This is a genomic window from Acinetobacter sp. CIP 102136, from assembly GCF_000369685.1.
GTDB lineage: Bacteria > Pseudomonadota > Gammaproteobacteria > Pseudomonadales > Moraxellaceae > Acinetobacter > Acinetobacter fasciculus.
The window spans coordinates 1,811,926-1,827,304 of sequence record NZ_KB850142.1 but is presented as its reverse complement, the minus strand read 5'-3'; the positions used below and the strand labels follow the sequence as shown (position 1 = coordinate 1,827,304).

Below are 15,379 nucleotides of genomic sequence, written 5' to 3'. Positions count from 1 at the left end.
TCTCGATATTAATTTATATCGGTGCTGATGAGAGGGGATAGGCGGTGATTAAGAATATTTTAATTGATCTGGATGGGACATTAATCGATCCGAAAGTGGGGATTACGACGTCTGCACGCTATGGTCTGGAAAAAATTGGTCATCCGATTAGTGACGAGATCAATATCGACTGGATTATTGGTCCGCCCTTAAAAGCCTCGCTTGCCAAAATTTTAAATGTTGAGGCCGATCATGTTCTGGCTGAACAGGCCTTGATGGGTTATCGGGAGCGCTTTGCAGTCAAGGGTCTCTATGAAAATCATGTTTTTGAGGGTGTAGCAGAAACGCTGGCAGAACTGAAACGCCGTGGTTATCGCTTGTTTGTCGCTACAGCAAAACCGACAGTGTATGCCAAACAGATTCTGGAACATTTTGATCTGGCCCAGTATTTTACCGACATTCATGGCAGTGAGCTGAATGGTGACCGAACCAATAAAGCCGAGCTGATTCAGTATATTTTAGCGCAACAAAAATTACAGGCCGATCAATGCATGATGGTCGGTGATCGCGAGCATGACATTTTTGGTGCCCGTCAAAATGGTATTGATACTATTGCGGTAAATTATGGTTATGGTAGTCAGGAAGAGTTAGCACTGGCACAGCCTAAATATCAAATAGACCGCTTTAATCAGTTGCTAGATTATTTTAAATAAACCCTAATTTTTGCTTATTTTATTTGAGCTGATTTTTAGAGATATTTTGTCTATAAGCTGCTACATCTATACAGATCAACTCTCTTATTAGATTGTTATCTCAATAAAAATCCCGCAGCGTGCGGGATTTTTGCTCTTACAAGAACATTTAAAGCGTCAAAAACCAGGTCGATGCCAACACCACCATAATGATAATCACCAGTAAAATATTGATGATCGTCATTCGATGTTGGGGTGGAACTCTGGCTTTGGTCAGTGCATTTCCTGCATGGTCAAACAGGATGACATTTTGCACGCTACTTTCATAACCGAGTTCGAGTAACGCGCGCTTTTCAACTTCGGTTAAACCGTCTTCAGGCAGATCCATAATTTGCAGCAGTGCTATAGAGCTAAATAGTTTCTTCATCATTGACGATGGTAACAGCCGTTTCAGCGTCACCGCGGCTGCATCAAAGTCGGCAATAATACTCCGCGGATGGGCATAAGGCACATCGGGTAGCAGAGTATGCGTAATCGTGCCATCTATATTCATCAGCTGCATTTTATCTTTATAGATTTGCACCCATACAGCATCTGGAAATTTCACTAATTGATCTTGCAGCATGGAGAAAGTCTGATTTTGCTGATATTTAGTCATTAAATAATCGATAAACAAATCCCGCATCAAGACGGGATTTGTAAGGTTCGGTTATTTGGCAGGAGCACCATATTCATTGTTTTGTTGCTTGGTTTCAGTTGCCCACCACCAGATCAGTACCAGTATACCAATCACGGTAAGCGTCAGTAATTGCCACCAACCAGAGCGTCCTACATCATGCAAGCGACGCGCGCCAACGGCCAGACTTGGGACTAGAAGTGCCAGATTAAGCAGGCTATTCACCAGCGGTTTAGTGCCTAAAACTGTATCAATTACCTCAGCAACAATGCCTAAAATTACACAAAACAGCATAAAGAACCAAAATTCTTTACGGCGTGCGCGGCCGGAAAAGTTTGCATAGTTGGTCAGACATTTTACAAACCAGTCAATGCTGCTGTAGTTTTCCTCGGCTTGATCCAGATTGGAATATTTGCCGAGCTGACTGGAAATTTTTTCTCCCAGATAAATAGAACTGCCTAAGGCCAGATAAATCTCAGAGGCTTCACCTGTAGTATTGACGATAAAATCGACCCGATCACCGCGTGAAGGTGGACGCTCACTACGCCAGTCCGCGCCATTAAAGCTATAGCGCTGATTATCATCCCCCGAGATAAAACCGGTATTGTGTTGAATAGAAAAATCAAGGATTGAACCTTTCATGCTTGTTCTCGTCTATTAAGCTAGATTATTGTTTTAAAGCGACGCAATTTCTTATCAGAATAACTTTAGCATAATCTAATTTTTAAAAGTTTATGGTGAAATGACAATAATTTTTTCATGTTTTTAAAAGCCTTATCGCAATAGTGATTCAGTATTCAATCAACAAAAAATGTAGCGTTGCATGATTTGAAATGAAGAAAATTAAATAGTAATGGAGCTGATTTATCTCTGAATCTTTTATAAGAAATTAAAGCTAAATCTATCTGATGAATATCAAATTTTTCTTTGGAACTATGGTTTGATGTTGTTAAATTTAATATGATGATAAACAGATACTTATAAATTTTAAATTTACAAAAAGCATATAATAATACTAATAAATATAACATTTTATTCATACTTTTTATCTATTAGTAACGATTTTTTAAAATCAACAGGCGTATAATAAAAAGCTTCATATTGTGATGAAGGTATCACATTCAATGTATCTCTCCCCATTATCGAAGGCCGTTTACCTTTGCTGTGCCTCTTTCATCTTAACCACGACCACTGTGCATGCTGAAGCTGCTTTCAGTTCGGAAAGCCCGTGGATGCTCGGTGACTGGAACGGGCAACGTACAGCGCTCCAAAACCAGGGCTATGATTTCAGTTTTGGTTATACCGGTGAAATGGCAACCTTGATCGATGCGCAAAGATCTTCAAACCATAGAACTGAATATGCGGACCAGTTTGTTTTTGGGGCACATCTGGATCTGGCAAAAATTGCAGGTTGGCAAGACACTGAAGCACAAATAACAGTGACCCAGCGTAACGGTCAGTCACTGTCTCAAAGCGCTGCTGCTTTAAACGGTCATTTGAGTTCAGTACAAGAGGTCTGGGGCCGTGGTCAAACCTGGCGTCTGACTGATTTATGGATCAAGAAAAAATTCCTGGAACAAAAACTGGATGTGAAAGTCGGGCGCTTCGGTGAAGGTGAAGACTTCAACAGTTTTGACTGCGATTTTCAGAATCTGGCCCTATGCGGTTCACAAGTCGGGAACTGGGTCGGTGATCAGTGGTACAACTGGCCGGTAAGCCAATGGGCTGCACGGGTCAAATACAATATTAACCCTGAATTTTATGCCCAAGTCGGTGCTTATGAGTACAACCCTGAGAATCTGGAACGTGGTAAAGGGTTTAATCTGAGTACGGATGGTTCTAAAGGGGCAATGCTTCCTGCAGAAGTGGTTTGGACGCCTAAACTGGGTGAACAGAAACTACCGGGTGAATATCGTGCCGGTTATTACTACAGTACAGCGGATGCTGAAGTCATTTCCAATCCAGATCAAACAGATCACCACCACGGTGGCTGGATCGTTGCCAAGCAACAATTGACTGCACATGACGGAGATACTTCGCGTGGTTTGACCGGCTTTATAAATGCGACAGTGCATGACTCCAAAACCAATACCGTCAGCGATATGCAAAATATTGGACTGGTTTATAAGGGTGCAATGGATTCACGCCCTCAAGATGAAATCGCATTTGGTATTGCACGCATCAACATGAATGACGATGTCAGTACTGACCATCATCAAGAAATCGATGCAGAAATTTATTATGGCTTACATGCCACCAACTGGCTCACTATTCGCCCGAATGTGCAATATGTGCGTCACGTCGGTGCGGACAAAGACGGTGAAAATGTATGGGTGGGCGGAATCAAGTTTAATACGTCATTTTAAAACATAGTTTTTAGTTGCAAATACACTATTGAATCTCTAGGTACTTTGTTGCAGTAATGGGCAATGCCTGCTTAAGACATTGATGTATTTATAACTCAGAATTTAACAATAAGGGTGCTCATGCCTGTCATGTGCATGGACTTTCAAAAAAACTTTTATAGGTGTTCAATATGAATACTTCATCATCAGGTTCGGTACTGAAAACGATTTTAGCGGTCATTGCCGCTGTTTTCGGTATAGGACTGCTGATTGGAGGGATTTATCTTGCAGTGCTGGGTGGGTCTTGGTACTACATCATTGCAGGTATTCTCTTTATTGCGACCGCAGTTCTCTTGTATAAACGAAAAAGTGCTGCACTTCTGGTTTATGCCGTATTCGTTTTGGCGACAGTGGTGTGGGGGCTGTGGGAAGTCGGTTCAGATTTCTTTGCACTCGCGCCGCGTTTAGATATTTTAGGGTTGTTTGGTCTGGCCCTGCTGATTCCGGCAGTAACACGCGGTTTTGATCAAAGTAAAGGTGCGAAAATTGCCCTGGGTGGTTCACTGGCTATTACCATCGCTGTCATGATTTATGCTGTATTTAATGACCCGCAAGAAATTCGCGGTGAATTAAAATCCCAGCAGCCTGCAACCCACCAGCCAATTCCCGGTGTGGCAGATGAAGACTGGCCGGCTTATGGCCGTACCCAGTCCGGTTTGCGTTATTCACCCTTAAAGCAGATTAATACTGAAAATGTCAAAGATTTGCAGGTGGCTTGGGAATATCACACGGGCGAATTCAAGACTGAAAATGACTCGGGTGAAACCACCAATCAGGTTACCCCAATCAAGGTGGGTGACAACATGTACATCTGTACCACTCACCAGAAATTGACTGCGCTTGATCCGGCAACTGGTAAGGCGAAATGGACCTATGATCCGAAATTAAAAGCTGATCATACCTATCAGCATTTAACCTGCCGTGGTGTATCTTATTATGATGTCAACAATACGGTAGGTTTTGAAAGCAGTCTCGCTGCGAAGAAAACCACATCGGCTGAATGTCCACAAAAAGTGATTTTACCGGTCAATGATGGGCGTCTGGTTGCGGTCAATGCGACCACCGGTAAAGTCTGCTCTGACTTTGGTAAAAATGGCGAAGTCGATCTGCAAAAAGATATGCCATTCCCATATCCGGGCGGTTATATTCCAACCTCACCGCCTGTAGTAACCGGCACCACCATTATTATTGCGGGTTCAACTACCGACAACTATTCAACTGAAGAACCATCGGGTGTGATCCGTGGTTATGACGTGAATACCGGTGAACTGCTTTGGGTATTTGACACAGGCGCTGAAGATCCGAATTTGATTCCTGCACCGGGTCAAAAATTTGTACATAATTCACCTAATGCATGGGCACCTTTGGCCTATGATGCAGAGCTGGATATCGTCTACGTACCAACGGGTGTCGGTACACCGGATATTTATGGTGGTCACCGGACTGAGCTGGACGAGCGTTATGCCAACTCGATGCTGGCCTTGAATGCGACGACCGGCAAACTGGTATGGAACTTCCAGACTACCCATCACGATTTGTGGGATATGGACGTACCTTCACAGCCGACATTGACCGAGATCAAAGATAAAAACGGGAATATGATTCCGGCTATTTATGTCTTGACCAAAACCGGGAATGCTTTTGTGCTGGATCGTCGTAATGGTAAAGCCATTGTACCGATTACCGAGAAACCGGTACCGCAATCTGTGAAGCGTGGACCTCAAACCAAAGGCGAGTTCTATTCTAAAACTCAACCGTTCTCTGATTTTAATCTGGCGCCACAAGAGAAATTGACCGATAAACAGATGTGGGGTGCGACCATGTTCGACCAGTTGGTCTGCCGTGTTGCGTTCCACAAATTGAATTACGATGGCATTTATACCCCACCTTCTGAAAATGGGACGCTGGTCTTCCCGGGTAACCTGGGTGTGTTTGAATGGGGCGGTATGTCGGTGAATCCGGACCGTCAAATTGCACTGACCAACCCGATTGGCCTGCCATTTGTATCAAAACTGATTCCTCAAGATCCGAACCGTCCTAAGACGGCTAAAGGTGCAGGCACAGAAGCCGGCGTTCAACCGATGTATGGCGTGCCTTATGGCGTTGAAATCAGTGCGTTCCTGTCTCCGTTTGGGCTGCCGTGTAAACAGCCATCATGGGGCTTTGTTGCAGGTGTGGACTTAAATACTCATGAAGTGGCCTGGAAACGCCGTATCGGTACCATTCGTGACAGTATGCCAGGCATTCCATTGCCGCCATTCAAAATGGGTGTGCCGATGCTGGGTGGACCTATTTCAACTGCGGGCAACGTGATGTTTGTGGGCGGAACTCAAGATAACTATATCCGTGCCATTAACGTGAACAACGGTGATGAATTGTGGAAAGGGCGTCTACCTGCGGGTGGTCAGGCTACACCAATGACTTATGAAGCGAATGGCAAGCAGTATGTGGTCATTATGGCGGGTGGTCATGGTTCCTTTGGGACTAAAATGGGCGACTCTCTGGTGGCTTATGCCTTGCCAGACAATAAATAGTTAAATTTTTAAATCAGTATGAAGGAGCCTGATTCGTCAGGCTTTTTTATTATGTATTGTTGAATGCCTACATCCAGTTTTAAGGACACAGAGAAATGATGTTGATTTGTTGCTGAAAGCTCAATTTCATTCAGATCGCATTAAAATAATATGCTTTGTATCTGGCTGATTTTAAGCGCAATTCAGATAAAGGATTAATCAAGTCTGAATTTACCGAACACAGAATTTTAAGCTCAAAGTCTTTCTATCCATTGAACGAACTATATGTCATCGAATCAGCGCATTTATTGGATATCGATGCTTAAAACAAAATGAATTGAATCATGAGATGTACGCCATCTTGATAAGGTATTTGCCGCATTAAACCACTTTCAAATAAGGCCTGTTATTTATGTATCAAAGCCCGAAATTTCCATTTGTGAAATCGACCTTGTCCTGCCTGATTGCTTGCGCAGGTCAGAATATTTATGCAGAAAATGACACACAAGAAGTCCAAAGGTTAGACACGATTATCATTCAAGCGACCCGTACCGATCGGGAGCGATTGACCACACCGGCATCAGTGTATTATCTGAATCAAGAACAAGATAACAGCATGAATGTGAACCTGTCGGAAACATTAAAAGGCGTTCCAGGATTACAGTTAAATAATCGTGAAAACTATGCCCAGGACCTGCAAATTTCGATGCGAGGCTTTGGCGCTCGCTCCAGTTTTGGTGTGCGTGGTGTGCGTTTATATGTGGATGGAATCCCTGCAACGATGCCGGATGGGCAGGGGCAAACCTCGAATATTGATTTGAACAGTCTGGATCATATTGAGGTTTTGGGTGGTGCGTTTTCCTCGTTGTATGGCAACTCTTCGGGGGGAACGATTTTAACCACCACAACGGAAGGGCAAGGCGCTGACTCAATTGAACTGGGGCATTCTGCAGGGAGTCAGAACAAAGGGCAGACCAAGCTGGTTTTGCAAGGCGGTTCAGAGAATGCTTCAGAGCCAAGCTATATCATCAGCTCCTCTTATTTTGATACCAATGGTTACCGTGATCACAGCAGTGCACATAAAGTTCTGAATAATGCCAAGCTGACCTGGGATCTGGAAGATGGTTCTAAAATCAACTGGATGAATAACTATGTCAAAATTGCAGCGGATGATCCGGGTGGTTTAACCCGAGACCAGTGGAAGGCCAATCCCCGACAGGTAGCGACCAACGTCCTTCTTTATAATGCACGTAAAGAAATTGAGCAGCTGCAAACAGGTTTGACCTGGAATAAACCGATCAATGATCAGCATGAACTGTATGGTATGGCCTACTGGGGACAGCGCGCAGTCACGCAATATCAGTCGATTCCTCGTACAGCACAAGGTGGAGTTAATCATGCGGGTGGCGTGATTGATTTTGACCGTAATTTTTATGGGACAGATTTACGCTGGACGGGTAAAGATATTCTGCCAGATATCCAACTGATTGCTGGTCTCGCTTTTGATGCCATGACTGAAGACCGTAAAGGCTATCAAAACTTTTTAGGTGATCGCTTGGGGGTTAAAGGTGAACTACGTCGAGATGAAGATAATACCCTGTGGAATTTAGATCCGTATTTGCAAGCTTCTTATCACTTTGCTCCCGATTGGACCTTGGATGCCGGCCTGCGCTATAGCAATGTGCATTTCAAGTCTAAAGACAAGTTTCTGGCGAATGGCAATAATTCAGGTAAAACCGATTATCAGAAATTATTGCCCTCCATGGCTTTAAGCTGGCAGATTTTACCTGAGCTGATGACTTATGTCAGTTATGCACAAGGCTTTGAAACGCCGACCTTTACCGAAATGTCCTATCCTGCAAATACTGCAGAAAACCGCAGCTTCAGTTTAAAAGCAGCAGAAAGTGAAACCTATGAGATGGGATTGAAATCTGCCAATACATTAGGTGATTTTACTGTTGCAGTTTTCCATACGACGACTCAGGATGACATTGTTTCTGCAGGTAATGACAATGGTCGCTCTACTTTCCGTAATGCAGATCAAACTTTAAGAGAAGGTATTGAACTCTCCTGGAATAAAAGTTTATGGCGTGATCTCACTGCTCAAGCCAGCTATAGCTATATAGATGCAACTTTTGATGCTGATATTCCTGAAATTTTAAATCAGAATGGCAATATTGCAGTGTCGAGAGTTGAATCAGGAAACTATATTCCCGGTATTGCCAAAAATCAGGCATTTTTAAGTCTGGGCTGGAAACCTGAAAATGGTTTGAGTGCAGGTTTGGATGTACGTTATTCAGATCGAATTTATGTCAATGATACCAATACTGAATATGCACCCAGCTATACTGTTGCTGGTGCCAATGTTGGCTATAAATGGAATATGAAAGACTGGTCTGTCAAAACTTTTGCACGTGTCGATAATCTTTTTGATAAAGACTATTCAGGTTCAGTGATTGTCAATGAAAGCAATAGCCGTTTCTTTGAGCCGGCAGAAGGGCGGAACTGGAGCGCTGGTCTGAGTGTAACAAAAGAGTTTTAATTGTTATGTGATGTAAAAAAACCGCCAGTATTGGCGGTTTTTTTATGACAAACTATAAGTCATAAATGACAACTTATGTGTCGCGTGACGGTAAAAAACCTTACCAGCTTAACGCACCACCAGTTTGGTAATCCGTTACGCGTGTCTCGAAGAAATTCTTCTCTTTACGCAAGTCCATCATTTCTGACATCCACTGGAACGGGTTGTTCACACCAGCGAACTGTTCAGGCAAGCCTAACTGCGCCAGACGACGGTTAGCAATGAACTTCAGGTATTCTTCCATCATGCCAGCATTCATGCCGAGTACACCGCGTGGCATGGTGTCACGTGCGTATTCGATTTCCAGCATCGTACCTTCAAGAATCATCTGGATGATTTCTTCCTGGAATTCAGTCGTCCATAGCCCCGGATTTTCGATCTTGATCTGGTTGATCATATCGATACCGAAGTTCAGGTGCATTGACTCATCACGCAGGATGTACTGGAACTGCTCAGCAACACCATTCATCTTGTTACGACGGCCCATAGACAGAATCTGGCTGAAACCACAGTAGAAGAAGATACCTTCAAGTACACAATAGAACGCGATCAGGTTGCGAAGCAGGATTTGGTCGTTTTCAGGGGTACCAGTTTTGAAAGTAGGATCACTTAAAGATTGAGTATATTTCAGGCCCCACGCTGCCTTACGTGCCACTGACGGTACTTCACGGTACATGTTGAAGACTTCGCCTTCATCCATACCTAGCGACTCGATACAGTATTGGTAAGCGTGCGTATGAATTGCTTCTTCAAACGCTTGACGCAAGATGTACTGACGGCATTCAGGGTTGGTAATATGACGGTAAATCGCCAGTACCAGGTTGTTTGCAACCAGTGAATCGGCAGTCGAGAAGAAACCAAGTGAACGCATCACGATGGTACGTTCATCTTCAGTCAAGCCATTTTCAGACTTCCACAGCGCGATGTCGTGGTTCATGTTGACTTCTTGCGGCATCCAGTGGTTTGCACATCCGTCCAGATACTTCTGCCAAGCCCATTCGTATTTGAACGGTACAAGCTGGTTCAAGTCAGCACGACAGTTGATCATTGCCTTGTCATCAACTTGTACACGTTGCGCACCCATTTCAAGCTCTTCCAGACCTGGAGCAACATCAAGTTGCTCTAGGGAAGCAGATGCTCTTGCCAGCGAATCGGTTGGATTTGATCCTCGGTTTTGAGTGGCTCTAAGGGGTTGTGCAGCTGCCACATCCGGCGATGCGTTGCCTGCATCAGATACCATCTGTGAATTAGTCGCTTTTTGCGGCTCGACGGGCGCAGGCTGCTGTTCAGGTGCAGCCGGTTTTTGCGAATCATCTTCGAAATCGTCCCAACTTAGGATAGACATATCAATTCTCTCAAATTATACGCTTCACTTATGTACATTGGACTATCTGGTGTTTAAAGAAACAACGAACATTTGTTAAGCGAGGCGATTTAGTTTTTAATAAATTTGGAATGTATTGTAGTTTTGATCGCGAAAATTTAATAGGTAATAAGATTTTTTTTGATGAAAAAACGACTATGGTTCTTCTATTCTTTTGTTTTTTAAGTAGAATTTCTTTATTGGTTTTTCCGTTGAAAAAAATAATAAAATCAATCGGTTATAGTTTTTTAAAAACAGAACAACCCCGATTAAATCGAGGTTGTTTTTTAAGAGATAAATTAGCCTTTTATGTTTCTTGGATCATTTCCTGGGGAAATTGTGTCTTTTTGACGAATCAATTGATTAGTACCTTTGATTGTCAATTCTCCTCCGCCAGAGTTTTTTAACATAGTTCTAGCTGAGTTTATTGCATCACGTTGTGTTGAGTGAATGGATGAAGCGGTAGAATTACCATTTGCTTTATTTACCCATTCATTTCCACGTTGATATACCATACGGTCATTTGATTTGCTCATGAGAATACTCCTAAATTTGAGCTTTCAACAAAGGCTAATTTGACGATTGCTTTAAACTAGTTCAGAATATTCCCTAGCTTTTTGGTAAAAAAGTTATCGCCCTAAAGACAGCCTAATGATCTTTAGGGAAAAGGGGAGCATCGTTGACGCGGTGTTCCCTTTTTTCATTTTCGGCAATCAGCTAATCTGCTGACATAATCAAAAGAAGTAATTCGTCTAAAGAAAACTACTTATTTTGTTTACGCTGCTGGCAAACTTTGAGCCAGAAATAAGCAATTGGTAAATAAAAGGTAATGCCAAAGGAAATCAGCAATGCCGCAAGTCCTAACATGTAGTTGTGAGTCATATGGGGCATTGAGGTTTCCTTTGTTTGTTATTTTAATCTCCCTAAATCCCTCTTTTAAAAAGAGGGACTTTCACATGTCAGATGACTGAGCTGTGATTCCCCTCCTTTTAGGAGGGGTTAGGGGAGGTCAAGCGAAGCTTATTGACAAGCTTCACAATCAGGGTTGTCAATCGAACATGCCATTGGCACTGGCGCCGCTTGAGCAAAACCTTCTTCCTCTGCAGGAGCTTCAGGTTTTTGCGCTTCAACGACAGGAGCTGCTGCTACAACAGGCGCCGCAACAGTTGCAGGTTTAACTGCGTTCAATGCGCCAGTGTTAATGGTTGATTTCTCAGCAGAAGTCGCACCCAATGCACGAAGGTAATAAGTCGTCTTAAGACCACGTAACCAGGCCATCTTGTAAGTGATGTCCAGTTTTTTGCCGTTTGCACCAGCGATGTAAAGGTTAAGAGACTGCGCTTGGTCGATCCATTTTTGACGACGTGAAGCAGCATCCACGATCCAGCGAGTTTCAACTTCAAACGCAGTCGCGAAGATGGCTTTAAGCTCTTCAGGAATACGGGAAATCTTCTGAACAGAACCTTCGAAGTGTTTCAGGTCATTGACCATCACAGCATCCCAAAGACCACGTTCTTTCAACGCACGTACCAGGTACGGATTGATCACTGTGAATTCACCAGACAGGTTTGATTTCACATACAAGTTCTGGAAGGTTGGCTCAATGGATTGAGACACGCCACAGATGTTCGAAATCGTAGCTGTTGGTGCAATCGCCATCACGTTCGAGTTACGCATACCGTCTTTTTGAACTTTGGCACGTAAAGTATCCCAGTCCAGACGTTGAGTGCGGTCGACTTCGAACATGCGTTCTGGACGAGTTTTCGCAACCAGATCAAGCGAGTCGATTGGTAGGATACCTTGATCCCACAATGAACCTTTGAATGTTTCGTATGTACCACGTTCAACAGCCAAATCGCTAGATGTTGAAATCGCGTAGTACGAAATCACTTCCATCGATTCATCAGCAAACTCAACCGCAGCATCAGAACCATAAGCAAGGTTCATCTCATACAGTGCATCCTGGAAGCCCATGATACCCATACCGACTGGACGGTGTTTCAGGTTCGAGTTACGCGCTTGCGGAACAGCGTAGTAGTTGATGTCAATCACGTTGTCGAGCATACGAACGGCAGTTTTTACTGTGCGAGCAAGCTTTTCGCGATCTAGTACACCGCCTTGAACGTGTTGTACCAGGTTGATTGAACCCAGGTTACAAACTGCGATTTCTTCTTTGCTGGTGTTCAAAGTAATTTCTGTACATAAGTTAGAAGAGTGAACTACACCAACGTGTTGTTGTGGTGAACGCAGGTTACATACATCTTTGAATGTGATCCACGGGTGACCTGTTTCAAACAGCATAGACAGCATTTTGCGCCACAAATCTTTTGCACGGATTTTTTTGTGCAACATGTTTGTTTCTTTGGCAATCGCTTCGTAATGTGCATAACGCTCAGCGAATTCAGCACCAGTCAAATCATGCAGATCAGGCGTTTCAGAAGGGGTGAACAGTGTCCATTCCGCATCTTCGAATACACGTTGCATGAACAGGTCAGGAACCCAGTTCGCAGTGTTCATGTCGTGGGTACGACGACGGTCATCACCGGTGTTCTTACGCAGTTCCAAGAATTCTTCGATGTCTAGGTGCCAGGTTTCTAAGTATGCACAAACTGCACCTTTACGCTTACCACCTTGGTTAACCGCAACAGCCGTATCGTTCGCTACTTTCAAGAACGGAACTACACCTTGAGATTTACCGTTAGTCCCTTTGATGTATGAGTTCAAGGCACGGACTGGCGTCCAGTCATTACCCAAACCGCCTGCCCATTTAGACAGCATTGCGTTATCACGCATCGCGCCATAAATGTCATACAGGTCATCATCAATGGTTGTTAAGTAGCAGCTAGACAACTGTGGACGTAGCGTACCTGAGTTAAACAGGGTAGGCGTCGATGCCATGTAGTCGAAGCTAGACAATAAGTTATAGAACTCAATCGCGCGGTCTTCACGGTTTTCTTCATTGAGCGACAAGCCCATAGAAACACGCATAAAGAACAATTGCGGTAATTCGAAACGTACGCCATCTGAATGAATGAAGTAACGGTCAAATAAGGTTTGCAGACCTAAGTAGGTAAACTGGTTCGAGCGTTCTGGTTGAATCGCCGCTGCCAATTTCGCAAGGTCAAAGTTCAGCAATTCTGGAGAAAGCAGCTCAAGCTCGATCCCTTTCTTCAGGAAAGTCTCAAGTGCATCGCCTTCATTGGTCTCTGTAGACAGACCCAGGAATTTCAAACCAGTTGCAACCAGGTCATCACGTAACAAACGTGCAGTCACATACGTATAGTTAGGTTCTTGCTCGATACGGGTACGGGTCGCCATCATCATCGTGGTCGAGATGTCAGACTCTTTTACGCCGTTGTACAAGTTTTTCACAGTCTCATCGACAATCGCTTGTACATCAATGCCTTCAAGGCCTTCTGCTGCTTTAGTAACATGCGCAGTTAAAGCACTTAAATCCAGTGGCTTAAGTTTGCCTTCAGCATCAGTAATTTGCAGGGTCGGGTGATGATGAGCACCTAACTGTTTACGTGCTTCAGAACGTTGTTCACGGTAAATGACATAAGAGCGTGCAACTTTCTGTTCGCCCGTACGCATTAGCGCAAGTTCAACTTGGTCTTGAATTTCTTCAATATGAATCGTTCCGCCAGAAGGTAAACGACGTTTAAAGGTATTTAATACCATTTCCGTCAGTTGCTCGATACGATCATGGATCCGGCTCGAGTCAGCGCTTTGTTGGCCTTCAACCGCCAAAAACGCTTTACCAATTGCGACAGAAATTTTTTCTGCATCAAAAGCGGCAACATCACCGGTGCGTTTAATCACCTGAAGTTGACCAGGAGTTGAAGTGATTACGCTCATTTAGCATAGCTCCATTGTCATCTATTTTTATGTTTATGGACCGTTTGAACTGGGCAAATTCTATGCCACAGTATTTGAGGAATAAACACAAGACCTAGTGGTTTTAAAATTAATTGAACACAAGATACGGGAAAATTTAGGGTAGATCAATATTGACATTTAGCTAAATATTTTTCTTAAGTTGTGCTTTAATCATTGCAAAAATATCGCTATTTTTATTGATTTTTGTATAAGCCTTATCAGGCAAGGCATAGCATAACAAAGTCCAAAGAAACTGCTTATAGATAACACTGTGGATAACTAAAAACTGCTGAATCAAGCAGTCATATTTTGTCCATGTGAGAGTTGTGTAAATCGAAAATCAGATCTAAGCCACTGTTTCAAGCATAATTGTCCAAAAAGTGCCCGATAAAATATTACAAAATGCTATTTTGATGTATCAGTTTGGTGAACGCTATCTTGTTTACAATGTAAACGTGTGTATATTGCAAGCATATTAAAAACGTATCTATTGGATTTCAAAAGGATACGCCTATAGCGTAGATCCACCAAATAAGGGGCAATACATGAGCCAAGAAGAAAAGTTACCCAAAATTTTAATTGTTGAAGATGACGAGCGTCTTGCTCGTTTAACGCAAGAATACCTCATTCGTAACGGACTTGAGGTTGGGGTAGAGCCGGATGGCAACCGTGCTATTCGTCGTATTATTGCTGAGCAACCAGACATGGTGGTTCTAGATGTCATGTTGCCAGGTGCTGATGGTTTGACCATCTGTCGTGAAGTTCGTCCACATTATCATCAACCGATTTTAATGCTGACTGCACGTACTGAAGATATGGATCAGGTCTTAGGTCTGGAAATGGGTGCGGACGACTATGTCGCTAAACCGGTTCAGCCACGTGTCCTATTGGCTCGTATTCGTGCTTTATTACGCCGTACTGACAAAGTGCCTGAAGATGAAGTGGCTCAGCGCATCGAATTTGATGACCTGGTGATCGACAATGGTGGTCGTTCAGTGACCTTAAATGGTGAGCTGGTTGACTTTACCAGTGCAGAATATGACCTGTTGTGGCTGCTGGCTTCAAATGCGGGCCGCATCCTGTCACGTGAAGATATCTTTGAGCGTCTACGCGGCATTGAATATGACGGCCAAGACCGTTCAATTGATGTGCGTATTTCTCGTATCCGTCCAAAAATCGGTGACGATCCAGAAAATCCGAAGCGTATTAAAACAGTACGTAGTAAGGGTTATCTTTTTGTTAAAGAGACCAATGGTCTTTAAGCAAATGTGGTTTGTTGCTTGAACAAGCA

Annotated in this window: 11 protein-coding genes; 5 read left to right on the top strand and 6 right to left on the bottom strand. The window is 43.5% G+C overall.

All coding sequences use genetic code 11. From position 1 onward, the window contains the following. Nucleotides 1-44: 44 nt before the first annotated feature. The gene (locus tag F893_RS14170; RefSeq protein WP_005252691.1) at nucleotides 45-692 is read left to right on the top strand and encodes an HAD-IA family hydrolase; all 648 of its coding nucleotides are present in this window, start codon (nucleotides 45-47) and stop codon (nucleotides 690-692) included. Between the two features lie 148 nt (nucleotides 693-840). On the opposite strand, the gene F893_RS14165 is transcribed toward F893_RS14170, so the two are convergent. Together F893_RS14165 and F893_RS14160 are read right to left on the bottom strand one after the other, a co-directional pair. After that, nucleotides 841-1,356, bottom strand: a complete 516-nt coding sequence (locus F893_RS14165; RefSeq protein ID WP_004645901.1) for a hypothetical protein — start codon at nucleotides 1,354-1,356, stop codon at nucleotides 841-843. Nucleotides 1,357-1,380: 24 nt separating this feature from the next. Next, complete coding sequence (locus tag F893_RS14160; RefSeq protein ID WP_005252690.1) at nucleotides 1,381-1,989, bottom strand: DUF805 domain-containing protein; 609 nt, start codon at nucleotides 1,987-1,989, stop codon at nucleotides 1,381-1,383. A 482-nt stretch (nucleotides 1,990-2,471) separates the two neighbouring features. Between F893_RS14160 and F893_RS14155 the strand changes: the two genes are divergently transcribed. From F893_RS14155 to F893_RS14145, 3 genes are all read left to right on the top strand, one after another. Further along, the gene (locus F893_RS14155; RefSeq protein ID WP_005252689.1) at nucleotides 2,472-3,713 is read left to right on the top strand and encodes a carbohydrate porin; all 1,242 of its coding nucleotides are present in this window, start codon (nucleotides 2,472-2,474) and stop codon (nucleotides 3,711-3,713) included. Nucleotides 3,714-3,883: 170 nt separating this feature from the next. After that, nucleotides 3,884-6,286, top strand: a complete 2,403-nt coding sequence (locus F893_RS14150; protein ID WP_005252687.1) for a glucose/quinate/shikimate family membrane-bound PQQ-dependent dehydrogenase — start codon at nucleotides 3,884-3,886, stop codon at nucleotides 6,284-6,286. A 391-nt stretch (nucleotides 6,287-6,677) separates the two neighbouring features. Then, nucleotides 6,678-8,807 (top strand): TonB-dependent receptor, encoded by a 2,130-nt coding sequence (locus F893_RS14145; protein WP_005252684.1) that lies wholly within the window; start codon nucleotides 6,678-6,680, stop codon nucleotides 8,805-8,807. A gap of 100 nt (nucleotides 8,808-8,907) precedes the next feature. On the opposite strand, the gene F893_RS14140 is transcribed toward F893_RS14145, so the two are convergent. From F893_RS14140 to F893_RS14130, 4 genes are all read right to left on the bottom strand, one after another. Continuing rightward, entirely contained in the window at nucleotides 8,908-10,191 is a 1,284-nt protein-coding gene (locus F893_RS14140; protein WP_004645882.1) for a ribonucleotide-diphosphate reductase subunit beta, read from the bottom strand. A 317-nt stretch (nucleotides 10,192-10,508) separates the two neighbouring features. After that, on the bottom strand, nucleotides 10,509-10,745 hold the full coding sequence (locus tag F893_RS14135) for a DUF2188 domain-containing protein (RefSeq protein WP_005104088.1): 237 nt from the start codon (nucleotides 10,743-10,745) through the stop codon (nucleotides 10,509-10,511). A gap of 226 nt (nucleotides 10,746-10,971) precedes the next feature. Continuing rightward, complete coding sequence (locus tag F893_RS18405) at nucleotides 10,972-11,100, bottom strand: hypothetical protein (protein ID WP_005104087.1); 129 nt, start codon at nucleotides 11,098-11,100, stop codon at nucleotides 10,972-10,974. A 129-nt stretch (nucleotides 11,101-11,229) separates the two neighbouring features. Continuing rightward, nucleotides 11,230-14,067 carry a ribonucleoside-diphosphate reductase subunit alpha gene (locus tag F893_RS14130; protein WP_005252681.1) on the bottom strand — a complete coding sequence of 946 codons (2,838 nt, stop codon included), beginning with the start codon at nucleotides 14,065-14,067 and terminating at the stop codon, nucleotides 11,230-11,232. A 566-nt stretch (nucleotides 14,068-14,633) separates the two neighbouring features. On the opposite strand from F893_RS14130, the gene bfmR reads away from it, so the two are divergent. Continuing rightward, entirely contained in the window at nucleotides 14,634-15,350 is a 717-nt protein-coding gene (gene bfmR, locus F893_RS14125; protein ID WP_005104084.1) for a response regulator transcription factor BfmR, read from the top strand. Nucleotides 15,351-15,379: the final 29 nt, after the last annotated feature.